This is a genomic window from Yersinia sp. LJYL362, from assembly GCF_048323875.1.
In genome coordinates this window covers 15,777-40,199 of record NZ_JBLWEX010000292.1, presented here as the reverse complement: position 1 = coordinate 40,199, position 24,423 = coordinate 15,777, and the positions used below count along the sequence as shown (strand labels likewise).

Sequence of the window (24,423 nt, the reverse complement as noted above, 5' to 3'; positions counted from 1 at the left end):
GCTTTAATTTGTTGAGCAGCGGCTATTTGGCTAAATAAAATGGCAGAAATAGTCAGACAGAGTGTTGGTAGTGGCTTAGGAAATTTCATTCAGTGGTCTCCAGAAGTCATTAAAACAATAAATAAAAGGGCAATATTTCTCATGGTGGAATAGTTATATAAAGGACGATTCCTTTATCCTTAGGCTATTCAACCTAGCTGTTTACATTTGCTTTTAAATTGACCATTGTCACAGAAAAAGAAACGATAGGAACTGCGTTTCAATAATTGTGAAGTTGCATTTCATGGTGACATAAACCCTATTAAAATGCAGGGTAAAAGATAGGATTTGTCGGGTAATAAAGGTGACACAACTTGAAGTGGATAACGTTTTAGTTCAAATGGTGGGGTTCTGATATTGTGGCAAACAAGGTTAGCTACTACTATAAAACGCTATAAATCAACATGAATAGGACAACGCGTGACCTCGGTATTCATCCGCAATTTTACCTTTACCGCACTACCGGCCGCCGGTTTAAATGACCAACCCTTGTTTCACGGGCTTTTGGCTAAATGTGATTTTGATGTGAATGGATACCGGGATGAGCTATTTGCCGTGTATGGCATTGCGTTTCCTGGTAGTTTACAAAAAGCCGTTGCTAAACGGCGTGCTGAATATCTGGCTGGGCGCTTTGTTGCCCGGCAGGTATTGAATATGTTGGAGGTTCGCGATTATCCTCTGGCAAATGGCATCGATCGTGCCCCCCTGTGGCCGACCGGTTTGATTGGTAGCATCAGCCATAATAACCAACGCGCTTTGTGCACTGCACAAATAATAACACCTGCCGGTGAGCCGACAGAAACCAACTTCCGTCGGCATGGTGTGGGTCTGGATATCGAAAGCTTAATTCCTGTTGAAAGAGCCGCTAACTTATGGCCGGGTATTCTCAGTGAAGAAGAGCATTATTGTTTCCAGGATAGCCCATTACCCTTTAACCAATTGCTGACATTGGCGTTTTCCGCTAAAGAGAGTTTATTTAAAGCCGTCTATCCGCAGCTTGGGCGTTATTTTGATTTTCTTGAGGCAAAATTACTGAGTTACTCGCTGGATACCGGGTATTTTGAATTGCAATTGTTGCGAGAATTAAGTGACGATTTCCCCGCAGGGCGTTGTTTTACCGGGTGTTTCACAATAAACGATAATGATGTTCAAACATTTATTGCTTACTAATCATAATATTACCTTCCATTGTCATTATTATTAATATTTTTAAGTTGGAAAGTTTAATAGGAATAGACTAAATATTTAGCTACCGCAAAGACTATTGATAGGACATCATGAAATATATCGTGTTGTTGGTTTTCATCTTGTGTGTCGCCTATGTGCATTTTCGTGGGAAAGTTCGTTATAAATTCTGGCGTCAACTCTCAGACCATTCGACATTCGTTTCACCAATTAATGTCTTTATGTATCTATTCTCACGAGTGCCCACCACGCCTTATTTACAGCAAGATCTTTTCCCCGAACTGGCCGTTTTGCGAGATAACTGGTTAAAAATCAGGGAGGAAGGTAAAGCATTAATGGAAATCCAGCAAATCAAAGCATCGGATAAATATAATGATGCCGGTTTTAATTCTTTCTTCAAAACGGGTTGGAAGCGCTTTTATTTGAAATGGTATGAAGACAGCCACCCATCGGCAATGACATTGTGCCCCCACACCACCACCTTATTAAAAGGGCTACCGTCGGTGAAAGCGGCAATGTTTGCTGAGTTGCCGGATGGTAGCCGTTTACCTCGCCACCGAGACCCTTATGCAGGTTCCTTGCGCTACCACCTTGGTTTAATCACGCCAAATGATGACCGCTGTTTTATTGATGTTGATGGTACGACCTACAGTTGGCGTGATGGCGAGGGCGTATTGTTTGATGAAACCTATATTCATTATGCCGAAAATCAGAGTGGGCAGGACCGGCTTATCTTATTTTGCGATATTGAACGCCCGATGCGTTATCGCTGGGCACAATGGATCAACCATTGGTTGGGGCGCAATCTGATGAGTGCCGCCACAGCACCCAATGAAGAAGGGGATAGGACCGGAGGGGTCAATCGAGCCTTTAAATATATCTATGCGGTACGTAAGGTAGGCAAACGCCTGAAAGCCTGGAACCGCACAATCTATTATTTGATCAAATGGATCTTATTTGGTGGTATTGCCGTATTAATCTTTTATGCGCTGTAATGTCATTAAGTAACACTGCAAAACTAATCCAACAGTCAAAAACCTACTGAGTTCTGCTTAAGTGGGTTTTTCTCATTAGCCCCGATATTACCCCGCCGTAGTTATCCACATCCCCTTGATCAGTCGAGTCTGTTAAGCGAAAAGTCATGCTGGAGATTATTAACATTTCAATGCGATATTTTATTCCGTTGGAATATTTTTTTGAAACAAAAAAGTTATCCAGCTCACAAAAAGCATAACTGCTTTTACTGTCACCTTATCAAAACTAGAGTGATAATGCCTCATGATTTCGTATTTTTTTTATTTTAATTTCAATTAGTTACTAAAATTTTTCATTTTACAAACTAATATCATGCCTTTTAAATACTCACTCGTGATGAAACCTAAATATCACATTGTGATCAATATAGAATTTTAGTTTCAATTTGAATGATATGTTATCTCACAGTTAAGTATCTCACTATCAGAGCTGAGCGCCTCATAAGATAGCGGGTTATCCACTGATGCTTCATAAGGATTAATAGGTAACAAGTTGATGTAGGAGTGATTGGTATCGGGGGTAAGTTAAGAATCAGCTGTGTAAAAGGAGCATGGAAAACGGAAAAACCATCATAAGTAATATAACGTCACACTCTGTAAAAAAGTTTATTTGGCTTCAATAACTGTATTTATCTAATTAATAAATCAGAGTGTCAAAAAGTTCTTTATCACTTTCTATATTGACGGTGTGGGAGTGTTTTATTTTTTAAAACTCTTTTTGGCATTAAATGGATACTCAAATAAAAGGTAAGGATATGTCGTTAACGATGAATCTCAATGCACAACAGAGAAAACGATTACATCAAATAACATTAGTCGCTACGTTTGGTGGCTTGCTTTTTGGTTATGACACGGGTGTTATTAATGGCGCATTTTCGTCCTTGAAAGAAAATATGGCCCTGACGCCAACAACCGTCGGCTTGGTAATGAGTGTACTCTTGGTCGGTGCTGCCATTGGTAGTATTTTGGGCGGAAAACTGGCTGACTTTTTTGGCCGCAGAAAATATTTACTCTACCTCTCCTTTGTTTTCTTCTTTGGTGCGCTATTGTGCGCATTATCACCTAATATTACCTGTCTTTTAATTGCCAGATTTTTACTCGGATATGCTGTAGGCGGTGCATCGGTTACGGCACCTACTTTTATCTCTGAAGTTGCGCCAACAGAAATGCGGGGCAAACTGACTGGGTTGAATGAAGTCGCCATCGTCTTTGGCCAATTAGCTGCCTTTGCCATCAACGCAGTGATTGGTATCGTTTGGGGCCATCTTCCTGAAGTCTGGCGTTATATGTTGCTGGTACAAACTATTCCTGCCATTTGCTTATTGGTTGGGATGTGGCGTTCTCCAGAAAGCCCCCGTTGGCTTATCAGTAAAAATCGACGCGCAGAAGCATTAGCCATCTTAAAACAGATCCGTCCCGAAGCGCGGGCCATTAAAGAATTTGAAGATATTGTGACGTTGATTGATGCTGAAAAAGAGAAGCATTTATATGCCAGGAAAGATTTGGCCATTATTTTACATACGCCGTGGATCTTAAAATTAATCTTGGTCGGTATCGTCTGGGCCGCATTACAGCAGACAACCGGGGTTAACGTGATTATGTACTATGGCACCGAAATACTGAAAACTGCCGGATTTTCTGAGCGAATGTCATTGATCTGTAACGTACTGAATGGCGTTTTTTCTGTTGGCGGTATGCTCATTGGTGTGCTGTTCCTGGTTGACCGCTTTAAGCGAAAGACATTGATTGTTTATGGTTTTGCTCTCATGGCAACCTTGCACCTGATTATCGCCGGTGCTGACTATTATCTAATGGGTGAAATCAAAGCCACGGTTATTTGGTTGCTGGGGGCGTTATTTGTCGGTGTTATGCAAGGCACTATGGGGTTCCTTACCTGGGTTGTACTTGCCGAACTCTTCCCATTAAAAATTCGTGGTTTATCTATGGGCATTTCAGTGTTCTTTATGTGGATCATGAATGCGATTGTGAGTTACTTATTCCCAGTGCTGGAAGCAACATTGGGCTTGGGTTCAGTATTCCTGATTTTTGCGCTCATCAACTATCTGGCCATTATCTTTGTGGTCGCAGCTTTACCTGAAACTGCCAATAAATCATTAGAGCAACTAGAAGAAGAACTGTCTTCCGGTAATTAATTGATACTACTTTATATGAGATAAAATACGTCATATCGCAAAGGGGACAGGCCATGATAGACAATATTACCGTTGAAAATCTCCATTTAGGATGTCATGCAAGAAACAAGGCTGAAGTTTTATCCATGGTAGGAAAAGAGTTTAAAGCAAAAGGGTATATCAACCAGGACTGTGTCGCTTTTCTTAATGAAAGGGAGCAGCAAGTCTCAACATTCCTGGGAAATGGGATTACTTTGCCCCATCTGCCTAAATCAGCCACAAATATTATTGTTAAAACAGGTATTGAGATCTTCCAATTCCCGGATGGGGTTATCTGGGATAGAAGTAATGTGATGTTTATTGCTATTGGGGTTATCGCGAAAGAAAAAGAACATATCGATGTGCTGAAGGATATTGCCTCTATTTTTAGTGATGAAATAATTGCTAATGCACTTTCATTGATATCAAGTAAAGCGGATTTCCTGCGTATTCTTAATCGGAAATAGCGGTGAGTTTATATCGGTAATGCTGTACCGCTTGACAGGTGAGTTTGCCGTCTGACGATAGATAACATAGGTATTCCCTGAGTCATCCCTGTGTAGCGCGGCGGGAGGTACCGCGATCCCCTGTTCATTGTGATAGAGAATGACCCTGAGTTGGGCACTCATACCTATTTTTGGCTTTCTGGCTGGGTACAGCCTCAAAAATAACAGGTATAATCCCACAAATTATTCAACTGACTTAGAAACGAAAATGACAAAACTTACCTTACAAGAGCAGATGCTAAAAGCGGGATTAGTGAGTAGCAAAAAAATGGCTAAAGTCCAACGAACAGCTAAAAAATCACGAGTTCAGGCGCGTGAGGCGAGAGAAGCGGTGGAAGAAAATAAAAAAGCACAACTTGAGCGTGATAAACAGTTAAGCGAACAACAAAAACAAGCGGCTTTATCTAAAGAGTATAAAGCTCAGGTGAAGCAGCTCATTGAAATGAACAGAATCATCATTTCAAAAGGCGATATTGGTTTTAACTTCACCGATAATAATTTAATTAAAAAAATAGTTGTGGATAAGCTTACTCAAACTCAGCTGATTAGTGGTCGTCTCGCCATTGCTCGTAGAGTTACGGATAACAATGGTGAGAGTGAATACGCGATTATCCCCGCGAGTGTCGCCGATAAAATTGCACAGCGAGATGCGAACAGTATTGTCTTAAATAGTGCGCTAAGTCAGGAAGAGCAAGATGAAGAAGATCCGTATGCTGATTTTAAAGTGCCCGATGATTTGATGTGGTAATTAGCCGTTCTCAGAACGGGCTGGCATTACTGATTTTGATCCATTCCTCGCTAATGGGATGAACAAAATGTAACTCACTGGCGTGCAGCATCAGTCGTGGTGTCTGCTCGGTGCCCGGCAGTAGGCGACCACCATACAGGTCACAGCCCCAAATCGGGTGGCCCAACTGCTGGCAGTGGATGCGCAGTTGATGAGTCCGCCCGGTTTCCGGGGTTAGCTGTACCCGCGTCAATGGCAGTAACGCCCCGTCTTCCAACTCATGATAAAAACGCTCAACGACCTGATAACCGGAGCTAGCGGGCTTGCCGTGAGTTGCGCAAATTGACATCAGCGGGAACAGCGCCGGATCTTTAGCAATCGCTGCGTCTATCACGCCTTCGTTGTCATCCAGGTGCCCGCACAGCAGGGCGCTGTACACTTTGGTTACGGTGCGCTGGCTGAACTGCTGGCAGAGAGCGGCATTAATAGCCTTATTGCGCGCAATGACCATCAGCCCGGAAGTACCGAAATCGAGGCGGTGGACTAGGGTGCAGCCGGGGAATATTTGAACCAGCCGATGATGCACCGAATCGAGATTTTGCGGGTTTTTCCCCGAGAGGCTGAGTAGCCCTGCGGGTTTATTGATAAGCACCAGATGATCGTCCTGATAGAGAATCTCTATCTTGTCATGGCACGGCGGGGCAATAAAGGTATCGATAATCTTAGACATCAAGCAACCCGGGTCAAGAGTGGGTGGGGATGATAACGAATTTTAAGTCGGCTGACGATCTGGCTATTTAATTTCGTAATATTGATATGTATTTAATGCATATTTTCTCATAGGTTAAGCAGTAAATTTTTATCGCATAATAAATAATTTTCATTATCATTGCGTTTCCGTATTCAAAGTTCATTCCGCTAAAGAGTTGTGTTAAATGAAAAAGGTCCTCTGCGCGTTAGGCATGGTGCTCGCCTCAGTCAGTTCTGCTTTGGCAACCACGTATCCTCTAACGATTGAAAATTGTGGATATAAAGAGACGTTTACCAAAGCCCCTGAGCGCGTTGTTGCACTGGGACAAAATACCGTCGAGGTTCTGCTGCTATTAGGATTGCAGGATAAGATGGTCGCTAGTGCGTTTTGGCCGACTAAAGTTCTGCCACAACTTGCTAAACAGAATGAAAAAATCAAAATACTGACGGTAGAAATACCGACGCTTGAATCTATTCTTGCCCAAAATCCTGATTTTGTTCCCGCACAACTGCCTTTGCTGCTCGGCCCAGAAAGTAAAGTCGCCAAGCGCGAAGATTTCGCTACCGTTGGCGTAAATAGCTATATGTCTCCTGGTATGTGCGCAACCACAAAAGATATTGGCGATATGTACGGCAGCCGCCAAAAATTGTGGGACATGACATTCCTTTATAAAGAGATTGAAGACTTCGCCAAAATCTTCAACGTCGAAGACCGCGGCCAGGCGCTGATTGCCGATTTTAAAAAACGCGAAGCAGATCTTCGTCATGAGTTCGGCAAAAACAACAAAGACCTTTCATTTGTTTTCTGGTTCTCCAGCTCTTCTCCCTCATCTGACGCCTATGTCGGCGGCAAGAACAGCGCTTCGGGTTTTATCGCTAATGTATTAGGCGGGCATAACGCTATCACTTCAGAGACAGAGTGGCCAACTGTTGGTTGGGAGAGCATCATTGCTGCGAATCCTGACGTGATTGTCGTTTCAAGCCTTGACCGCAATCGCTGGGTGCTTGATAACGCGGAAGAAAAAATTAAATTCCTCAAAACCGATCCTGCTGTGAGCCAATTAGATGCGGTGAAAAAAGGTCACATAGTCGTGATGGATGGTCAGGCGATGAACCCAACTATTCGGACAATCTATGGTGCTGAACAAGTGGGTGAACAGCTCAGAAATCTGGGGCTAAATAAGTGACCGCTGTGGCACAACCGATGAAACAGACGTTTCTGCTAGGTGTATCGAGTGTTTTTTCAGTGGTGTTGTTATTGCTGGTGATCGCGATTGGCGTCAGCGTGGGTGAGCTATCTATCCCGTTGCGAAGCGTGTTCTATGCCATAAGCAATAAACTTGGGCTGACAGAGGTGCCCCTTAGCCGCATTTACGAAAGTGTAATTTGGGACTTTCGACTGAGCCGTGTGCTGGTTGCGGCTTGCTGCGGTGCCGGGTTGGCATGCTGCGGTGCGGTATTGCAAAGTCTGCTAAAGAATGCGCTAGCAGAACCTTACGTGCTCGGTGTTTCTGCGGGCGCTTCAACGGGTGCGGTTTCAGTGGTCGTACTGGGTATCGGAACCGGTGCTGTGTCGCTCTCCGCCGGCGCATTTGCGGGGGCACTTGCCGCCTTCGTATTTGTCGCCTTTTTGACCAATGGCGCGCGCGGCGGCAATGAGCGCACCATACTGGCGGGCGTTGCTGCGTCTCAGCTCTTCAATGCTATAACCGCTTACACCATTAGCACATCGGCTAGCGCGCAGCAGGCACGTGACGTGATGTTCTGGTTATTGGGTAGCTTCAGCGGTGTGAGATGGCCTGAGTTTCAACTTGTTCTGGTTGTTGTGCTGGTAGGGTTTGCCGTGTGCCTTTACTATTCTCGAGCATTAGATGCTTTTACTTTTGGCGATGATGCGGCAGCCTCTCTGGGCATTGCTGTTCCCTGGGTTCGTCTGATCCTGTTCACCATCACTGCACTGATCACTGCCACTATCGTTAGCATGGCTGGTTCTATTGGCTTTGTGGGATTAGTCGTTCCGCACGTCATGCGCTTCTTCTTTGGGCCGCTGCATCACCGGTTGCTTATCACCAGCGCATTGGCAGGCGCTATCTTGATGGTGCTGGCCGATATAGCTTCGCGCTTATTGATCGCCCCGCAAAGCCTCCCGGTTGGTGTGGTCACTGCGCTGGTTGGCGTGCCGTTCTTTGCCGCCATTATCTACCGCTCAAGGAATAAGTGATGAGTATTGCCGCTGAAAATATTACCTGGAGGGTGGGTAAAAAAACCATCGTAAACAACGTCTCGTTGAGTGCTTCGAGTGGAGAAACAGTCGGGTTACTTGGCCCTAATGGCTGCGGTAAGTCATCATTGTTACGTATCCTCGCTGGGTTACGGCACCCTGACTCAGGGACTGTCACGCTGGACAGGCAAAACATCGCCCAGATGGCTAAAAAGCAGTTAGCGCGTCGGGTGGCGTTTGTGGAGCAACACGGCATGACCGAGGCGAATATGCGCGTTGTCGACGTGGTCAAATTGGGGCGTATTCCTCACCACTCTCCGTTTTCTAACTGGAGCACGCAAGATGACGATACGGTCACTGCCGCGCTCCAGCGCGTGGATATGCTGAGCAAAAGCGAACAGGGGTGGCTGAGTTTATCGGGTGGCGAGCGCCAGCGTGTACACATTGCACGAGCTCTCGCACAATCGCCAACGGAGATTCTCCTTGATGAGCCGACCAACCATCTGGATATCCATCATCAGATACAGTTGATGAAACTCGTCAGCGAACTGCCCGTGACCAGCATTATCGCTATTCATGATCTCAACCATGCCGCCATGTTTTGTGATGCGTTGATTGTGATGCAACAGGGGCAGATTGTCGCCGCGGGTAGCCCGCAGGAGATCCTTACAGAATCGCTGCTTTGGGATGTGTTCAAGGTAGAGACAAAGATTGAGATTTCTCCTTTCCACGGAAAAAAACATATCCACTACATCGTTTAAGACCAGGTCATGAGCATGCCTTTGCCAATTCTGCGGCCAGTTACTCAGCTTTGGCCGCCTGTGTTACTCGGCAGCCAGTTTGTTTTTAATATTGGTTTTTACGCTGTTGTGCCATTTCTGGCGGTATTCTTACGCGAAGATATGATGCTGTCCGGCGGGCTCATCGGGCTGATATTAGGTTTGCGAACCTTTTCGCAGCAAGGCATGTTTATTGTTGGCGGTGCGTTATCTGATCGCTACGGTGCACGTATCGTTATCCTCTGCGGTTGTATGATTCGTGTGGCGGGCTATTTGCTACTGGCATTTGGGCAGTCCCTGTATCCGATAATCATTGGTGCTTGTCTTACAGGCATCGGCGGTGCTCTATTTTCTCCGTCAATCGAAGCGTTACTGGCAAAGGCAGGAACGCAAAGCGAATCGCGCGGGAAACGCAGCCGGGCGGAATGGTTTGCGTTGTTTGCGGTTTGTGGCGAGCTGGGAGCAGTACTTGGTCCGGTGGCGGGGGCACTGTTAACAGGGTTAGGTTTTCGCCAGGTTGCGCTGGCGGGGTCTGGAGTCTTCGTAGTCGCACTGGTAGTGCTGTTTTTTTGTCTTCCACCAACGGATGTCAAGAAACAGACATTAAACATTCTTCCGTGGTGGACGACATTCCGTAAGCCACGATTTGTCGCTTTTATTATCGCCTATAGCTCATGGCTGTTAAGTTATAACCAATTATATTTTGCGCTTCCTGTGGAAATTCAACGTGCTGGCGGCAGCGAAAAAGACCTTGGCCCGTTGTTTATGCTGGCATCGTTGCTGATTATCGCCCTACAGTTACCACTTGCACGTTTTGCTCGCCGCATAGGCGCTGTGCGTATTCTGCCCGTGGGTTTTTTGCTTGTTTCTGTCTCATTTCTTAGCGTCGCGCTGTTTGCCGCCACCCCTCCACCTGAAAATGAACTCCGGCTTTTGCCTTCCGTCTGTTTTGTGACGTTACTGACCCTGGGACAAATGCTGCTGGTGCCTTCAGTGAAAGATTTGATTCCGTGGTTTGCTAAGGAGTCGACGCTGGGCGCGCACTATGGCGCGCTTGCCTCTGCCGGAGGATGTGCGGTATTGGCGGGAAATTTCTTTCTCGGCAACCAACTTGACGCCGCATTGACACCCTCCCATGAGGCTATCTTCCCTTGGTTACAACTGGCTTTTTTCCCGCTCTGTAGCGCGATAGCAATGGTGGTGATTTGCCGACCTATGCAGAAAATAGTCTGCACAAAATCATTAGATTAATTCGAGCCTCTCATGATCGTCACCATTAAATATAAAAGCAAAAAGCCCGCTTAAGTTTCCTTAAGCGGGCTTTTCTAATTTGGCTCCTCTGACTGGACTCGAACCAGTGACATACGGATTAACAGTCCGCCGTTCTACCGACTGAACTACAGAGGAATCGTGTGAACGGGGCGCATGATATCTAGCATGCCCGATACTGTCAACGCTAAATTAGTACATTTGGGCCGACTGCTCAGCATCTGAGCAAAGAATATGTTTATTGCGGCTAAATAAAGCTAGCCTGATGTTTTTATTCTTCCTCGCATCTTGTATTACCTAAAGCGGCGAGCCGATAACTAATCCATTGGAGATGAGCTTTCAATATTTTGATTCTCGTTTTCCCCGCGTTTTAGTCTGGCTAGCGGGTCCTGACGATAGAAAGTGCAGAAATGCTGATAAACCGCCGGGAAACGGTTTTCCAATAACTCAGGCGCACTGAAAAAATATTCAGATAATACCGCGAAACATTCTGCGGGATCGCTGGCGGCATAGGCATCCATACTGGCGGCATCGATACCCACCATATCTATTTCATCTTGAATATTGTCCATCGCCTGATGCAGGTCATACTCCCATGCTGCAACATCTCGCATGGCGATGGGGGGCACGCCGTTTGAATGCCCGCCGTTACGCATATCCAGTTTATGAGCGGCTTCATGGATAACCAGATTAAAGCCTGATAAATCGAATGAATCTTGAATATCTTGCCAATTCAGAACAATAGGCCCCTGTTCCCAACTCTGGCCGGACTGCAGGGTTTGCCCTGAATGGACCAGGCCAGCATCATCTTGCCAGTCGTCGTCAACCACAAAAGGGGAGGGATAAATAAGGACTTCATGAAAGCCATCTAACCATTTCGCTCCCAGTTCCATAACTGGCAGGGCAAATAACAGTGTCAGACGGGCCTGCATCAGCGGTGTTAATACTAACCCTTGCAGTGGCACCAGGCGCTTTTGTTGCAATAAATGGCTGGCGACAGAGACAAGCCGCTGTTGTTCCTCCTCATTTAAAGGTGCCAATAGGGGGATGTTCAGCGCTTCACGCCACTGTGCAAGCATCTCCGCTTGCGGTTGGTTTGCTTTCCACAGCCACTTAATCATCAGGTTGCTCACAAAGTGATAATTCGAACGTCTAAAGCAGGGAAGTGTTATTGTAAACATGCCGTAAAAGTGGTCATGAACGCAACTGTTTCATGGAGAGATACCCGAGCACTTGAAAGGACCGCCTCGAAAACCAGTGAGAAGCTCATCTTGCTGAGGAGTAAAATTTCTCATGCTCTTTCATTATTCAAGCACTTATAGAAAAAAAATTCAGCGATCCTTATCACAGTAAGTGGGTGAAATCAGGCGATATATCGTCGTCATACTTCATGCTGCAAGTGTGTTAGCGGCCTGACGGCAACTCGAATTATTTAGGGCGTAAATATGACATCCCGCTTGTTCATTGCTTACTGATATTTAGGCCTATAGTTAATTATGGGCATCAATGATTTGTGCCCATGCAGGAGGCGACTATTCGCGGCTTAACCGGTTCAATTGCCACGCTGGTGGCAGTATTCATGTCGTCGAGTCCTGTTTATGCCCTGACGGTCAGCCCTGAAACGCATGATGCTCCTATGATATTCGCCCCAATAACGAGTTCAGTTGCTGATGACCCTATCGACGTGGCACTACGCCATTTCGAGCAGATTGAGTCCTATCAGGTCAGAGTGCGCTCACAGCCTGTTGCGGGTGATTTAACCGTGATTCGCTACAGCTACCGTAAACCGGGGTATGTGCGCATGGATTTCGCGGAACCCCACAATGGGGCCGCGTTGGTCTACGACCCAGTCAGTGGCAAAGTACGATTATGGCCATTTGGGGTGAACAGCCTACCGGTGTTGAGCTTATTACCGACCAATAGTTTGATACGTGACAAGAATAAACATCGTGTAGATCAATCTGATATAGGGACATTACTTCGCGATATCCGTCGTCTGCAACAAGGTGGAAAGACGGACATCCTCGGCGAGGAAGTGCTCGTGCAGCAGCCCGTATTACATCTTTCAGTAACGGGCCTCGCAGGTGTCACGGTGGATAATGTGCATCGTTATGATGTTTGGTTGGAGAAGAATCAAAATTTCCCCGTAAAAGTAGTGAGTTATGGGGCTGATGGACAACAACGGGAAACGGTGGTTATGGATGCCATGATAGTTAATGTGCACTTTCCTGAGCATTTTTTTGCCCCTTGATGTGGAGTTTGATGTCATGGCTGAGTATCGGTTTTCCACCACCTGGCGAGTCAAGGCCCCGCTTCAAGCTGTATGGGACATCCTTTGTCACCCTGACCTGTGGCCAAATTGGTGGAAAAGTCTGGAGCAGGTTGTCGAGATAAAAAAGGGCGATCGCAATGGCATCGGCGCATTGCACCGTTATACCTGGAAAGGGGTGCTTCCTTACCGAATAACTTTTGATATTTATGTCTTAGCCATCAGACCATTGCAGTTACTAGAGGGGCAAGCCAGTGGTGCGGTTGAAGGTGTCGGATTGTGGTCATTATTTTATGATGGCACAGCCACGGTTGTTCGTTACGACTGGCATATTCGCACCAATACTCGCTGGATGAACCAGTTGGCCCCGATAGCAGCACCGCTCTTTCGTTGGAACCATAACAGTGTTATGCGCGAAGGCGCGAAAGGGTTAGCACGTCAATTGCGCACACGGGTGGAGATGGGCTAATAGTCCGTTTCCGGTTAATCACTTGTAAAATACAATCCCATTTTTTAACTTTCCTTTATCACTTTTGTTATTTCGCTTTGTCCGGCGGCATTGCTAGTTTCTATGTGTTTTATCAGGGGAATACACAAAGAAAAAGTGGCAAATAACAAGCAGTGAATAAAAGGATAATAACAAGATGACCAAGAAGAAAACGCTTAGTACCGCAATAGCTGCCGGTCTTTCTGGGCTGGTTTTGTTAGCGAGTAGTGTCCAGGCACAAACTGAAGCTCTCTCCCTGCAAGGGAAAACAATCGGTGTGGCAGTGGTGGGAACACAGCACTTTTGGGATCGTGAAGCTTTTAAAGGGGCATCCAGTGAGGTCGAAAAACTGGGTGGGAAAGTGGTGGCGGTGGACGGTGGGCGTGATAACCAGGTGCATGCCGATAACCACGATATATTGCTGGCGCGTAAAGTCGATGCGGTTATCAGTATTCTGGGTGACAGCGCAGTCGAACCTAAATTTAAAGCATTACAGGCGGCAGGTATCCCGGTATTTACCGTTGATCATGTGTCACCTTATTCCATCAATAACACCACCTCCGACAATTACACTATCGGCAGCACCATTGGCCGCTATACCGCAGATGCCTTAGGGGGCAAGGGCAATATAGCGGTATTTAATGCTTTCTCTAATTCATTGCGTATTTGTGGTATTCGCTACGATCTGTGGAAATATGTATTGCAGGACTATCCCGGTATTAAAATTATTCAGCCGGAATTAGCGGAGCAATATGCTAACTCCCCGGAAGATGCCCGTAAAAAAACATTGGAATTACTGAGTCAACATCCGAAAGGGACTTTGGACGCCATCCATGTTGCCTGCTGGGATCAGCCTGCTATAGGTATTGTGCAGGCATTGGAAGAGAGCGGTCGCGCAGGTGATGTTAAAGTGACGGCGATTGATGCCGGGCCAGAAACGCTGGAAATCATGGCGGAAAAGGGCAGCCCACTGGTCGCCAACGTCGCGCAACAACCTCATTTGATTGGCAAAACTTCTGCCGATAACGTAGCTCGCTACTTTGCCGGTGAAAAATTACTGCCACAAACCTTCGTACCGGTACTGCCAGTCAACGGGCCAGAAGAGGCGAAGGCTGTCTACAAGCAGCTTGGTTACGGCGATTTGAAATAACACCATGACATATTCTGCTTATTCAGGCACCCACGCCGTGGGTGGCCTTGAAATGAATGATATTAGAAAGTCGTTTCCGGGAACTGTCGCACTGGATGGTGCCGTGCTACAGGTTCGCCCGGGAGAGGTTCATGGCCTCATTGGCGAAAATGGCGCGGGCAAATCCACCTTGATCAAGATTCTGGCTGGAGTTTATCACGCGGATAGTGGCGAAATTATTGTTGATGATAAACGGCTTAACCCCGTCACGGCTAAAACTGTCCACGCGAGTGGTATCCGTTTTATCCATCAGGAGTTGCACTTAATCCCGCACTTTACCGTGACTGAATCCGTCTTTATGGGGCAAGAGTTACGCCACCCATGGCTGGGTCTGGATAAGCACGCGATGCGGCAAAAAGCAGAGCAGTTTTTCAGGCAAATTCTGAATACCGAGATTGACGGCAATACCTTAATCAGCGAACTGAGTATTGCTGAACGCAAATTAGTACAAATTGCCCGTGCGCTGATTGATGGTCAAGCGCAGTTGGTGGTGTTTGACGAACCGACAGCCCCGTTGGAAGCCAGTGAGGCGCAGCGAATGTTTGCCGCCATCAGTGAATTAAAATCGCGCGGTATTGCCATTATTTATGTCTCACATTACTTGTCGGAAATAACGGCGTTGTGCGACCGCGTCACCGTATTTCGTCATGGCAAAGACGTTGCCACTTTATCTGCGGTGACTCAACAGGATATTCCACAATTAATCAGCTTGATGATTGGTCGAGATCTCAATGCGTTGTTTGCCCCACGCCGCGCTAAAACGGCATTTAAATCCCGGCTTGAGGTTAACCAACTGAGTGTTAATCGCGAATTCTCTGCTCTGAGTTTTCAAGTCGCTGAAGGTGAGATTGTCGGCATTGCCGGCCTATTGGGGTCCGGGCGAGACGCGCTGATTGACACCCTCTACGGCCTGCAACGACCAAGTAGTGGGAGTATCACTATCAATGATCAGTCGCAATCAATCTTTTCTCCCGCCGACGCTATTGCACAGGGCATTGTGCTGGTGCCACGAGATAGACGCCATCAGGGATTGGTGCTGGAAATGCCGGTGGCCGATAACATTAATTTGGCGTCATTATCCGATGTGGCTTTGGCTGGCTGGGAACAACGCGGTAAAGCGGCCGCGCGCGCCGAGGGGTTGGCAAATCGCTTGCGTATTCGGCCGAATAATCTTCACCAGCCGGTGCGTTTCCTTAGCGGCGGCAATCAACAGAAAGTGATTTTAGCCCGCTGGCTGGCAACAGATGCCAATCTGTTTATTTTGGATGAACCGACATTAGGTGTGGATATGGGGGCTAAAGCTGAGATTTATCAATTGGTTGAATCATTGGTGACCAGCGGAAAAAGTGTGTTGGTTTCCTCCAGTGATGCCAGTGAGCTTATCGGATTATGTGACCGCATTTTAGTGATGTTACGCGGTGAGTTGGTGGCCGAAGTCTCAACACACGATTTAACTCAGGAAGCTTTATTGGCATTAACCACCGGCAGCTCACAATCTCTATCGCCACCGCCAGAACAGGAGGCACTGATATGAGTCAACTCAGTCACGGACAGGTGAAAAACAAACCTCTGGGTGGCAACCGTTTCTGGCCGTATCAACGGCAATTCATTGATAACATTCCGATATTACTGTTCGCAGCTTTATTGATCTTTCTCTGCGTACAAGCCCCTTATTTTCTTGGATGGCAAAATATCACCACCATTCTGCGCCAGACCGTGCCACTGGCTATCCTTTGTTTCGGTTTGGTTTGTGTGGTGACTGGCGGCGGAGATGACGTCGTGTCGGGGGGAATCGATATTTCGCTGCCGGCGATTGCTGTTTTGGCCGCGGCCATCATCAGTGATGGGCTGACTAATGAAGGTGCAGACTATTTGACCATCGTGATATGGGCAGTGGGTGCCTCATTACTGGCGGGTGCGCTCAATGCCGTGTTAGTGGTTTGGGTTAGATTGCCGCCATTATTGGCGACATTAGCCAGTTCAGTCGCCTTTATCGGTATCGCTAACCTAATAACTCAACAGCGACGTATAAGTGTGACCGATAGTGCGATAGTGGCTTTTCGCGACAATCGCTATTGGCAATTGCCCGTAGCGGTTTGGTTTATGCTGCTCATTTTTGCCGTATTGCTCTTTGTGTTATACCGAACTCGCTGGGGCTTACATTTACAGGCGAGTGGCGGTAATCGCGAAGCAGCTGAAATATCAGGGTTATCGGTCAAACGGCTGGTGGCGCAATCATACCTGCTGGCCGCGCTCACTGCCGTGTTGGCCGCATTAGCGCTGGTGGCTCGGGGGTCAGGAAGCTCGCCTGGGACTGAAGAGTCATTATTGCTAGAAATGGTTCTCGCGACATTCATCGGTTCTGCATTTTCACGTCGCCGGGTGGTGACAATTGGCGGAGCCTTGCTTGGTGCGTTGTTAGTGAATGCATTGTCGAATGGATTGGCGCTATTGCGCGTCGATATTTTCTGGGTTGGGGCGATAAAAGGTGCGCTGATATTACTGGTGCTAGCGACCTCTGCATTGAAGTCTAGAGGGCGTTACTGATGAGAAATGTGAACATTCAATACCGTCAACGGGCCTTGCCTGTTCTGAAGTACTTACTCATTCAGTATGGATTTGTTTTAATAGTAGCCGCATTTTTTATTTTTTTCTCATTGAAAACACAGGCCTTTTTTTCTATGGGTAATCTGCAAAATCTATTACAAGGGAATGCTATCCTACTGATTGTGGCGCTGGCGATGACCTTGGTGGTGACGGCTGGCGGGATAGATCTGTCGGTCGGGGTGGCACTGGATTTTGGTGCGGCCTTTGCACTTATCGCGCTCAAGCAATACCAATTATCCTGGCAAGCGGCGATATTAGCTGCCCTGGCGGGGGGAGCATTAATTGGTTTACTGAATGCCTTCTTAATTGTTTGGTGTAACGTTAAACCCTTTCTGGCGACCTTGGGGACTTATTTCATCGGTAGCAGTGTGGAGCGGATCTATACCGATGGCGGTGGGCCGATCGCTTTTCGGCGTATGGCGCAGGAATATCACCATCTGGCGGTGGGGTCATGGGCTAATATTCCCTTGCCGGTGATTTTTGCCGGAGGGCTGTTTCTGCTCTATTTTATCTTTTTTGAACGCACCATCTTTGGTAAGCGCATTCATGCTCTGGGGCTGAACAGTCAGGCGGCAAATGCCGCTGGTATTCGGGTAAAACGCTATTTGTTCTGGACATTAATTATTACCTCAGTGACCTGTGCATTCGCCGGCGTGATCTTGTCTGCAAACTTACGCCAGTTTACGCCCCTTGCGGGTCAGGCCTATTTGTTGGACGCCATAGCCGCCGTATTTATTGGTACGGCTTTTCATGCTCAGGGGCGGCCGAATGTGCCTGGCACCCTCGTCGGCGTGCTATTTCTTGGCATGGTCGCTAATGGTTTTAATCTATTAGGCCTTGATTTTATTGTTAAAGATGCACTGACTGGCATTATTTTGGTTGGTGCGTTGGCACTGTCATTTATCCAGCGCAATCTTAAACGCTCCCAACGTGCAGTAGCATACGAATAAGGAAATGCAGTGAGTAAATTTGATGCGGTGTTTGTTGGCCTGACCATTTTAGATATTGCTGGGCGTCCGGTCACCGGTATTCCTGAAAAGGGCGGGGTGCATTTTATCGATCAAATTCGTCTTAACCCTGCTGGGACTGCCAGTGGTGCGGCGATGAATGCTGCCAAGTTGGGTATTCATACCGCGACTTCTGCTTGTCTGGGAGAGGATGAGAAAGCTGATTTTATTCTGAGTGTTTATCATAAATTGGGGATTGATAGCTCGCTCATTCAGCGCACCACGCAAGCAGAAACCTCAGCCACTATTTTGACTATTCGACCGGATGGTGAAAGGCCGGCGTTGCATTGTCGAGGGGCATCTGACCATTGGTATGTCGATGATACTGATTTTGATACGGTTTGTGATACCCGATTTTTGCACCATGGCGGCAGTGGGTTACTGGCTGCGATGGACAAAGGGCAAAGTGCACGGCTATTGCATCATGCGAAAAGCAAAGGGGTGGTCACCAGTTTTGATCTCATCGCGCCCAACTCACACACACTGTCGTTGCTAAAACCCATGCTGGCTGACATTGATTATTTTATGCCCGCATTAGAAGAGGCCGCTTTTATCTCCGGGCTGGATAATCCGCAGGAGATTGGGCAGTTTTTCCTCGATTTAGGGGTGGGTACCTGTATTTTTAAAGCCGGAGCGCAAGGCTCTTATGTGATAAATCAACAGCATCACTTCCGTGTGCCAGCTTATCAGGTGAAAGTATCAGATACGACCGGCTGTGGTGACAGTTACTGCGGTGGATTTATTGCCGGTTTAGTCAACGGCTGGTCACTGGAACAGGCTTGCGAACTGGGTTCGGCAGTCGCGGGATTGGTGGCAACCGGTTTGGGATCGGATGCCGGAGTGGTGAATTGGGCGCATACGCTTGATTTTATGGCACATACTCCCAGATTGGCCTAAAGAGACCGTTCACGCTTGTCGCTCAGTTATAGCGATATAATAAAGGCTCATTGCGTAGAAAACGGTCAATATCCTGCGCAATCATAGCCGTATGTTTAACCAACGTCTCATGTGTCGCTCCTGCAATATGTGGGGTGATAACCACATTATCAAACTCATGAATAAAAGGATGATTGGCGTGGATGGGCTCATGGGCATAGACGTCTAACGCGGCACCTGCCAGCTGTTTGTGCCGCAAAGCATCCACTAAATGTTGCTCAACGACCACTGCCGCGCGTGAGGTATTGATAAAATAAGCTTCTGGTTTCATTAGTGAAAATAAGCGGCTATCAATTAATCCTTCGCTTTGTGGGGTGACTTTCAGATGTAAAGTGACAAAGTCAGCCTGGCTGAAGAGCTGATCCAATGTGGTTTTGTGGATGCCCGGCTCGTCTAATTCGACCTCTGAAACATAAGGGTCGACCACCAACAGCTGCATACCAAAGGCTCGCGCAATACGCCCAACGCGCTGCCCAATACTGCCATAACCGACAATACCTAAGATCTTATTCCGTAATTCCACGCCTTTAAACACTTCATAAGGGCTGTCTTTGGTCACATCCCATACCACATCTGTTTTAAGCCCGGAATTCCCCGGAGTGGTTGCCGTGAATTGACCCTGTTTCAGAGCGCTATGGGCCTGCGGAATGTGGCGGGCTAGATTCAGCATCAATGCAATGGTTAATTCTGCCGCCGCATCAGAATTGCGCCCCGGAGTATAAATAACCGGAATCCCCCGTTCTGTTGCCGCATTCACATCAATATTGACCGGATTGGCGCGTGTGCAGGCAATGAGCTTTAGTTGCGGGCAAGCTTTAATCACACGCGCAGTAATATCATCATAACTGGTGACCAGAAAATCAGTATCGTGGCCAAGTGCAATCAACTGCTCCTCACTCAGCTTGGGTTTCCCTGCTGCCCAACCACTGATAACTAATTCGCCAAGCTGATGGAAATGGTCAAGGCTGCCAGCATATTCTGCGGTAAAGAGCGTTTTCATAGATTGTCCTGAGAGTGAGAGGCAGATTTAACGTCATTAAGTTGGCTCAAGGCGTGTTCTCTGGCTTGCCAAACGGGCTGTAGCGCGTCGCGTAGTTGACGGAAAACGGGGTAAAGCGCGTTATAAGTCGACATTTGTTGTGGGTCGGGTGTGTAGCGGGTGATGTCTTCGAGTGAGTCCACGAGAGATGCCGTTTGTCCGATGCCTTGAGCTGCCAGCATGGCGGCCCCGCGGGCACCCAACTCTTTTACTCGCTGTGTGATGACTTCGCGGCCAGTGCAATCAGCAATAATTTGCAACCACAGGTTTGAGGCTGTGCCGCCGCCCGCTAAATACAAACGTCCTCCTGCAGGATAATCAGTGAGAGAATCCTTGATGGCATACGCCAGTCCTTCAAAAACCGCCCGTAACAGATGGCTGTTTGTGGTGTGTTGACTGATACCGAAAAAACCGGCTCGCGCTGATTGGCTATAAAATGGTGCACGTTCGCCATTGATATAGGGCTGATAAAATACCCCATCACAACCGGCGGGTACGGCTTCAAGCTTGCGGTGGGTTTGTGAGAAATCTTTGCTGTCGGTGAGTTGTGACAGCGCCCAATCAATATTGGGAGTGCCGGATTGCAGAGCAAACAGATTGATATAATTGCCACTTAACGCATGGGGGACAAAGCGAGTTTGCCGATTAATCCGCTTGAGATCATTGCAAACAATACCGGTACAGCAAGTGGTGCCGAGGATGGTATAGACATCACCATGATTCACCGCCCCTATTCCGAGTGCGGTTGCTGACACATCCAGCGCACCGGCACAAACAGGAATACCCACGTCTAATCCAGTCATTTGCGCGGCCGACGTGGTGATGTGGCCAGCAACCGCCGCTGATGGCAATAACGGGGGAAATAATCGGGCGGTATGCGATATTCCTAATTGCGACAGAACCTCATTTGATAGCTCATCGCGTTGTAAATCTAGCAATGAGGTGCCGGTATCACTGATTTCCAACCAGGACTCCCCAGTCAGTTGATAGCGAATCCAGTCTTTGGCAAAAAAGAAGCGGTCTGCTTGTTCCAATGTCTCAGGTTCATATTGCTGTAACCAGCAGAGGATGATACTGCTATTGCACGGCAATAAGGGCGTGCCACTGATGGCGTACAGTTGTTCTTCCAGGCCTGGCTGTTGCTTAAAATATTCAACTAATGCGGTGCTACGCGTGTCACTCCATAAGATAGCATTACGTAGTGGTTGCCCCTGTTTATCCACTAACCAGACACCTTCTCCCTGTCCGGTTATGCCAATGGAACGAATCTTATTTTGTCGTAATAACGGCGAGTCCATTACCGTTTTCAGGGTGGAAACCACCCCGAGCCAAAGACTTTGCATATCTTGTTCTGCATAGCCGGAGTGGGGCGACAGAGTGAGGTTATCAACAGAGACAACCAGACACTCATTGAAATGGGCGTCAAATAGCACTGATTTTACTTTTGAGGTTCCTACGTCAATTCCCAAATAATAATCCATCGGGTATTACCATTATAAAAGTCATAATGCTCTGAGTATAAAGGGCTGTGCACTTAGTAAGATACTGATTCAATATGCTTTTTATTGGATAGTAAAGTTGAAAATTAGCTTAAGGTTGCGATGAATGAATTGGCTGAAATAACACGCCATTTCAATATTATCTGAGATGAAAGGGGATTGTTGATCAAAAATATAATAACTAAAGCAGTTTTTCTATTTTAATGAGTAAACGCTGGAATACTATTTTCACGAATAGTTCTGGCTATACAATATAAAAATGAGTTTGAGCTAAAAATAGAATGGTTAATTTAATCTGTTGATTTAGCATGCATTTATATTTTTATATAAATAATACCTTCGAAATATTCTCTGGTTTTTACCTGACTAAACGCCGATTAATAAATTTTATTCACCGAAATTCTACCATAAGTTATCGCTGCGTAAGACCTTTCCTACACCAAGTCATCCCTTAGTCTTACATACAAGGAATGTCTTAAATTGTTTAATAGCAGCATAAATTTTGAGCTCATATTTTGATTTGGGTCAACCAAATAATAAATGAATTCAACTCCCAGGCACTAGGCCTATAAAGTTTGGGTATCGCAACGCGATAAACATTATATATCAGGATTATTTAAATGAAAAAGCAACTGGCTAAAATTACTGTACTGTCTTCTTTGATTTTTGGTATTAACGCTGCCAATGCAGCAGCACCTACTGCGGAATTAAAAGTTATCGGTACTTTAACTGTGCCAAGCTGCACAGTGAATGCACCGGATGATGGTGTTTACGACTTTGGTAAACTATCTTCATCTTTGATTAAATCAGGTACGGGCACCACAGCACTGACGCCAATCACTAAAAACTGGACAGTAACCTGTGACGCGGAAACTTATCTGAACTTTACGCCAGTGGATAACCGTGCTGCATCTGCCAGTGCTACGGGTACAACTTTCTTCGGTATGGGTAACGTGAATGGCACCGGCAAAATCGGTTACTACACAGCACAAATCGCGAAAGGCACTGTTGATGGTAAAACATCTAACCTATTTTCTTCTGTGAACTCAACGTTCACCGCCACCATCAATGCTAGCCTAACCACGGGTATGCGTACTGGTTGGTCATCTGCGGCCAACACCCAAAGCGTCGGTAAAATATTCACTGCTGATATTACCGTTAGCCCAATTTTGGGTGGCACTACCGTGATGGGTGGCCCGATCACTGAAGATGCAGAAATCGACGGCTCAATGACCATGAACTTTGCATTCGGTATCTAATTACCCGTACATCAGGGTATAAAATGAGGGCAGATTGGTATTTCTGCCCTTTATTTTGCCTGACGTTATATTTGTGGATAAGTGCTGATAATATAAATATATCCGAGTGGTTCTCATTCTATGAAAACGTATATTTCTAAATTTACTCTTTTTACTTCAATAATTTTATCTGTTGCAGCTCAGGCGGCACCGCCTTCGGCAGAATTAAAAGTTAAGGGTAAATTGGGCGTGCCAAGTTGTACGGTCGTTGCCCCAGATGGTGGTATTTACGATTTAGGTAAGATTTCAGCCACGAATGTGAAACCAGGTGTCGCCACCACAGTATTACCTACAGTGACCAAAACCTGGACTATCAATTGTGATGCGGTAACGTATTTAAGTTATACCAGTGTTGATAACCGCTTAGCATCTGTAAGTGATACTTCAACCACCCGAAATCATGGACTGGGCAATATTAATAACACCGGTAAAATTGGTTTCTATACCGTGACATTAAGTAATTCACGGGTTGATGGAAACAGCACTTCCATGTACTACAGGTTGAGTACAGGGGCTGCAACAGCAGGAACCAGCTTTTTTTTAGTCGATAGTTATTACTATGGTTTTTCCAATGCCTCTGCCGTCGCTATCGCTGGTAAATCGTTTAGTACTGATATTATGATTACACCCACTTTGGCCGGAACCACGACGATGAACGGCCCGATTACCGAAGATGCAACTATCGATGGCTCAGTAACAATGAACTTCTCATTTGGTATTTAATGGTTATGAAAAGCCTGATTATAAATTCTGCCATCTTATCTTCTTTGCTATTAAGCGTGACTGCCCATGCAGCAGCACCGACTGCAGAATTGAAAGTTAAAGGGACGATTGGTATTCCAACTTGCACTGTCAATGCCCCTGATGGCGGTATTTATAATGTCGGTGAGATTTCAGCAAGCCAGGTGAAAAGTGGCACAGCAGTCACAGTATTGCCATCAATCACAAAAACCTGGACGGTCACCTGTGATAGTGTGACGTACCTAAGCTTAACCGCGATAGATAACCGTAAAGCGTCTGTTAGCGATAGCACTATTCATAACTTTGGTTTGGGTTTTGTAAATGGCTCAGGGAAACTGGGTTTTTATAAAACGACGATGAGCAATGCTATGGTCGATGGTGTGAGCAGCTTACTGTATTTTATCGATGCGAATAACATATTGCAGGGTGGGCATACTCTGGAAACATTAACCAATAACTTCCGTTTTGGCTGGTCTGAAAATGCCACCACAGCGAAAGCGGGTAAAGTATTCAGTGCCGATTTTACTGTAATACCGACATTGGCAGGTTCAACCACCATGGGTGGCGCTATCACTGAAAATATCAATATTGATGGTTCTGCTACCATGAATTTTTCTTTTGGTATTTAATTCATCAAAATCCTATACACCAGACTATTTTCAATTCTTGG

Annotated in this window: 23 protein-coding genes and 1 tRNA gene; 19 read left to right on the top strand and 5 right to left on the bottom strand. The window is 46.4% G+C overall.

The features are described from left to right. Nucleotides 1–459: 459 nt before the first annotated feature. From ACNSO8_RS20535 to ACNSO8_RS20515, 5 genes are all read left to right on the top strand, one after another. Nucleotides 460–1,209: a 4'-phosphopantetheinyl transferase family protein gene (locus ACNSO8_RS20535; RefSeq protein WP_418395730.1), complete on the top strand. Its 750-nt coding sequence runs from the start codon at nt 460–462 to the stop codon at nt 1,207–1,209. A gap of 107 nt (nt 1,210–1,316) precedes the next feature. Continuing rightward, nucleotides 1,317–2,219: a lipid A hydroxylase LpxO gene (lpxO, locus tag ACNSO8_RS20530; RefSeq protein ID WP_418395729.1), complete on the top strand. Its 903-nt coding sequence runs from the start codon at nt 1,317–1,319 to the stop codon at nt 2,217–2,219. A gap of 794 nt (nt 2,220–3,013) precedes the next feature. Beyond that, the gene (locus ACNSO8_RS20525; protein WP_418395728.1) at nt 3,014–4,411 is read left to right on the top strand and encodes a sugar porter family MFS transporter; all 1,398 of its coding nucleotides are present in this window, start codon (nt 3,014–3,016) and stop codon (nt 4,409–4,411) included. A gap of 53 nt (nt 4,412–4,464) precedes the next feature. After that, a complete protein-coding gene (locus tag ACNSO8_RS20520) occupies nt 4,465–4,896 on the top strand; it encodes a PTS sugar transporter subunit IIA (RefSeq protein ID WP_418395727.1) in 432 nt (143 codons plus the stop codon). Between the two features lie 247 nt (nt 4,897–5,143). Beyond that, on the top strand, nt 5,144–5,683 hold the full coding sequence (locus ACNSO8_RS20515) for a DUF2058 domain-containing protein (RefSeq protein ID WP_418395735.1): 540 nt from the start codon (nt 5,144–5,146) through the stop codon (nt 5,681–5,683). A 10-nt stretch (nt 5,684–5,693) separates the two neighbouring features. Here the strand turns inward: ACNSO8_RS20515 and ACNSO8_RS20510 are convergent, their stop codons facing one another. Continuing rightward, nucleotides 5,694–6,392, bottom strand: coding sequence for an RluA family pseudouridine synthase (locus ACNSO8_RS20510; protein ID WP_418395726.1), 699 nt, complete (start codon nt 6,390–6,392; stop codon nt 5,694–5,696). 205 nt (nt 6,393–6,597) lie between these two features. On the opposite strand from ACNSO8_RS20510, the gene ACNSO8_RS20505 reads away from it, so the two are divergent. From ACNSO8_RS20505 to ACNSO8_RS20490, 4 genes are read left to right on the top strand one after another with little or no spacing between them, the layout of a single operon-like run. Continuing rightward, on the top strand, nt 6,598–7,599 hold the full coding sequence (locus ACNSO8_RS20505; RefSeq protein WP_418395725.1) for an ABC transporter substrate-binding protein: 1,002 nt from the start codon (nt 6,598–6,600) through the stop codon (nt 7,597–7,599). A gap of 17 nt (nt 7,600–7,616) precedes the next feature. Continuing rightward, the gene (locus ACNSO8_RS20500) at nt 7,617–8,633 is read left to right on the top strand and encodes a FecCD family ABC transporter permease (RefSeq protein ID WP_418395724.1); all 1,017 of its coding nucleotides are present in this window, start codon (nt 7,617–7,619) and stop codon (nt 8,631–8,633) included. Beyond that, entirely contained in the window at nt 8,633–9,394 is a 762-nt protein-coding gene (locus tag ACNSO8_RS20495; RefSeq protein ID WP_418395734.1) for an ABC transporter ATP-binding protein, read from the top strand. Before ACNSO8_RS20500 ends, ACNSO8_RS20495 begins: the two co-directional genes overlap by 1 nt. Before the next feature lie 15 nt (nt 9,395–9,409). Continuing rightward, on the top strand, nt 9,410–10,663 hold the full coding sequence (locus ACNSO8_RS20490) for an MDR family MFS transporter (RefSeq protein ID WP_418395723.1): 1,254 nt from the start codon (nt 9,410–9,412) through the stop codon (nt 10,661–10,663). An 80-nt stretch (nt 10,664–10,743) separates the two neighbouring features. Here the strand turns inward: ACNSO8_RS20490 and ACNSO8_RS20485 are convergent. Both ACNSO8_RS20485 and mtfA read right to left on the bottom strand, forming a co-directional pair. Continuing rightward, nucleotides 10,744–10,819, bottom strand: a tRNA-Asn gene (locus ACNSO8_RS20485). A 179-nt stretch (nt 10,820–10,998) separates the two neighbouring features. After that, nucleotides 10,999–11,802: a DgsA anti-repressor MtfA gene (mtfA, locus tag ACNSO8_RS20480; protein WP_418395722.1), complete on the bottom strand. Its 804-nt coding sequence runs from the start codon at nt 11,800–11,802 to the stop codon at nt 10,999–11,001. Nucleotides 11,803–12,200: 398 nt separating this feature from the next. Here mtfA and ACNSO8_RS20475 point away from each other — a divergent pair, with 398 nt between their 5' ends. The 7 genes from ACNSO8_RS20475 to ACNSO8_RS20445 all read left to right on the top strand — a co-directional run bounded on the left by ACNSO8_RS20475 (nt 12,201) and on the right by ACNSO8_RS20445 (nt 19,137). Then, nucleotides 12,201–12,932 carry a DUF1571 domain-containing protein gene (locus ACNSO8_RS20475; RefSeq protein WP_418395721.1) on the top strand — a complete coding sequence of 244 codons (732 nt, stop codon included), beginning with the start codon at nt 12,201–12,203 and terminating at the stop codon, nt 12,930–12,932. Nucleotides 12,933–12,948: 16 nt separating this feature from the next. Continuing rightward, complete coding sequence (locus ACNSO8_RS20470; protein WP_418395720.1) at nt 12,949–13,419, top strand: SRPBCC family protein; 471 nt, start codon at nt 12,949–12,951, stop codon at nt 13,417–13,419. Nucleotides 13,420–13,594: 175 nt separating this feature from the next. Next, complete coding sequence (locus ACNSO8_RS20465; RefSeq protein ID WP_418395719.1) at nt 13,595–14,587, top strand: sugar ABC transporter substrate-binding protein; 993 nt, start codon at nt 13,595–13,597, stop codon at nt 14,585–14,587. 4 nt (nt 14,588–14,591) lie between these two features. Next, complete coding sequence (locus ACNSO8_RS20460; protein WP_418395718.1) at nt 14,592–16,160, top strand: sugar ABC transporter ATP-binding protein; 1,569 nt, start codon at nt 14,592–14,594, stop codon at nt 16,158–16,160. Beyond that, a complete protein-coding gene (locus ACNSO8_RS20455; RefSeq protein ID WP_418395717.1) occupies nt 16,157–17,173 on the top strand; it encodes an ABC transporter permease in 1,017 nt (338 codons plus the stop codon). The genes ACNSO8_RS20460 and ACNSO8_RS20455 overlap by 4 nt, the downstream gene beginning before the upstream one ends. Further along, nucleotides 17,173–18,183 carry an ABC transporter permease gene (locus tag ACNSO8_RS20450; protein WP_418395716.1) on the top strand — a complete coding sequence of 337 codons (1,011 nt, stop codon included), beginning with the start codon at nt 17,173–17,175 and terminating at the stop codon, nt 18,181–18,183. Before ACNSO8_RS20455 ends, ACNSO8_RS20450 begins: the two co-directional genes overlap by 1 nt. 9 nt (nt 18,184–18,192) lie before the next feature. Then, nucleotides 18,193–19,137 (top strand): carbohydrate kinase family protein, encoded by a 945-nt coding sequence (locus ACNSO8_RS20445; RefSeq protein ID WP_418395715.1) that lies wholly within the window; start codon nt 18,193–18,195, stop codon nt 19,135–19,137. A 22-nt stretch (nt 19,138–19,159) separates the two neighbouring features. Here the strand turns inward: ACNSO8_RS20445 and ACNSO8_RS20440 are convergent, their stop codons facing one another. Both ACNSO8_RS20440 and ACNSO8_RS20435 read right to left on the bottom strand, forming a co-directional pair. Then, nucleotides 19,160–20,176 carry a 2-hydroxyacid dehydrogenase gene (locus ACNSO8_RS20440; RefSeq protein WP_418395714.1) on the bottom strand — a complete coding sequence of 339 codons (1,017 nt, stop codon included), beginning with the start codon at nt 20,174–20,176 and terminating at the stop codon, nt 19,160–19,162. After that, nucleotides 20,173–21,696 carry an FGGY-family carbohydrate kinase gene (locus tag ACNSO8_RS20435; protein ID WP_418395713.1) on the bottom strand — a complete coding sequence of 508 codons (1,524 nt, stop codon included), beginning with the start codon at nt 21,694–21,696 and terminating at the stop codon, nt 20,173–20,175. Before ACNSO8_RS20435 ends, ACNSO8_RS20440 begins: the two co-directional genes overlap by 4 nt. A 638-nt stretch (nt 21,697–22,334) precedes the next feature. Here ACNSO8_RS20435 and ACNSO8_RS20430 point away from each other — a divergent pair. The 3 genes from ACNSO8_RS20430 (at nt 22,335) to ACNSO8_RS20420 (ending at nt 24,382) form a co-directional block, all read left to right on the top strand. Then, nucleotides 22,335–22,973, top strand: coding sequence for a DUF1120 domain-containing protein (locus ACNSO8_RS20430; protein ID WP_418395712.1), 639 nt, complete (start codon nt 22,335–22,337; stop codon nt 22,971–22,973). A gap of 120 nt (nt 22,974–23,093) precedes the next feature. After that, entirely contained in the window at nt 23,094–23,735 is a 642-nt protein-coding gene (locus ACNSO8_RS20425) for a DUF1120 domain-containing protein (RefSeq protein WP_418395711.1), read from the top strand. After that, nucleotides 23,735–24,382: a DUF1120 domain-containing protein gene (locus ACNSO8_RS20420; protein WP_418395710.1), complete on the top strand. Its 648-nt coding sequence runs from the start codon at nt 23,735–23,737 to the stop codon at nt 24,380–24,382. The genes ACNSO8_RS20425 and ACNSO8_RS20420 overlap by 1 nt, the downstream gene beginning before the upstream one ends. Nucleotides 24,383–24,423 lie beyond the last annotated feature (41 nt).

What these genes read in the sequence shown, in the direction of transcription:
- ACNSO8_RS20515 (WP_418395735.1), top strand. Translation starts at nt 5,144, where the DNA reads ATGACAAAACTTACCTTACAAGAGCAGATGCTAAAAGCGGGATTAGTG.
- ACNSO8_RS20465 (WP_418395719.1), top strand. Translation starts at nt 13,595, where the DNA reads ATGACCAAGAAGAAAACGCTTAGTACCGCAATAGCTGCCGGTCTTTCT.
- ACNSO8_RS20420 (WP_418395710.1), top strand. Translation starts at nt 23,735, where the DNA reads ATGGTTATGAAAAGCCTGATTATAAATTCTGCCATCTTATCTTCTTTG.
- ACNSO8_RS20435 (WP_418395713.1), bottom strand. Translation starts at nt 21,696, where the DNA reads ATGGATTATTATTTGGGAATTGACGTAGGAACCTCAAAAGTAAAATCA.
- mtfA (WP_418395722.1), bottom strand. Translation starts at nt 11,802, where the DNA reads ATGATTAAGTGGCTGTGGAAAGCAAACCAACCGCAAGCGGAGATGCTT.
- ACNSO8_RS20455 (WP_418395717.1), top strand. Translation starts at nt 16,157, where the DNA reads ATGAGTCAACTCAGTCACGGACAGGTGAAAAACAAACCTCTGGGTGGC.
- ACNSO8_RS20520 (WP_418395727.1), top strand. Translation starts at nt 4,465, where the DNA reads ATGATAGACAATATTACCGTTGAAAATCTCCATTTAGGATGTCATGCA.
- ACNSO8_RS20505 (WP_418395725.1), top strand. Translation starts at nt 6,598, where the DNA reads ATGAAAAAGGTCCTCTGCGCGTTAGGCATGGTGCTCGCCTCAGTCAGT.
- ACNSO8_RS20500 (WP_418395724.1), top strand. Translation starts at nt 7,617, where the DNA reads ATGAAACAGACGTTTCTGCTAGGTGTATCGAGTGTTTTTTCAGTGGTG.
- lpxO (WP_418395729.1), top strand. Translation starts at nt 1,317, where the DNA reads ATGAAATATATCGTGTTGTTGGTTTTCATCTTGTGTGTCGCCTATGTG.
- ACNSO8_RS20430 (WP_418395712.1), top strand. Translation starts at nt 22,335, where the DNA reads ATGAAAAAGCAACTGGCTAAAATTACTGTACTGTCTTCTTTGATTTTT.
- ACNSO8_RS20490 (WP_418395723.1), top strand. Translation starts at nt 9,410, where the DNA reads ATGCCTTTGCCAATTCTGCGGCCAGTTACTCAGCTTTGGCCGCCTGTG.
- ACNSO8_RS20470 (WP_418395720.1), top strand. Translation starts at nt 12,949, where the DNA reads ATGGCTGAGTATCGGTTTTCCACCACCTGGCGAGTCAAGGCCCCGCTT.
- ACNSO8_RS20440 (WP_418395714.1), bottom strand. Translation starts at nt 20,176, where the DNA reads ATGAAAACGCTCTTTACCGCAGAATATGCTGGCAGCCTTGACCATTTC.
- ACNSO8_RS20495 (WP_418395734.1), top strand. Translation starts at nt 8,633, where the DNA reads ATGAGTATTGCCGCTGAAAATATTACCTGGAGGGTGGGTAAAAAAACC.
- ACNSO8_RS20525 (WP_418395728.1), top strand. Translation starts at nt 3,014, where the DNA reads ATGTCGTTAACGATGAATCTCAATGCACAACAGAGAAAACGATTACAT.
- ACNSO8_RS20510 (WP_418395726.1), bottom strand. Translation starts at nt 6,392, where the DNA reads ATGTCTAAGATTATCGATACCTTTATTGCCCCGCCGTGCCATGACAAG.
- ACNSO8_RS20460 (WP_418395718.1), top strand. Translation starts at nt 14,592, where the DNA reads ATGACATATTCTGCTTATTCAGGCACCCACGCCGTGGGTGGCCTTGAA.
- ACNSO8_RS20425 (WP_418395711.1), top strand. Translation starts at nt 23,094, where the DNA reads ATGAAAACGTATATTTCTAAATTTACTCTTTTTACTTCAATAATTTTA.
- ACNSO8_RS20450 (WP_418395716.1), top strand. Translation starts at nt 17,173, where the DNA reads ATGAGAAATGTGAACATTCAATACCGTCAACGGGCCTTGCCTGTTCTG.
- ACNSO8_RS20475 (WP_418395721.1), top strand. Translation starts at nt 12,201, where the DNA reads ATGCAGGAGGCGACTATTCGCGGCTTAACCGGTTCAATTGCCACGCTG.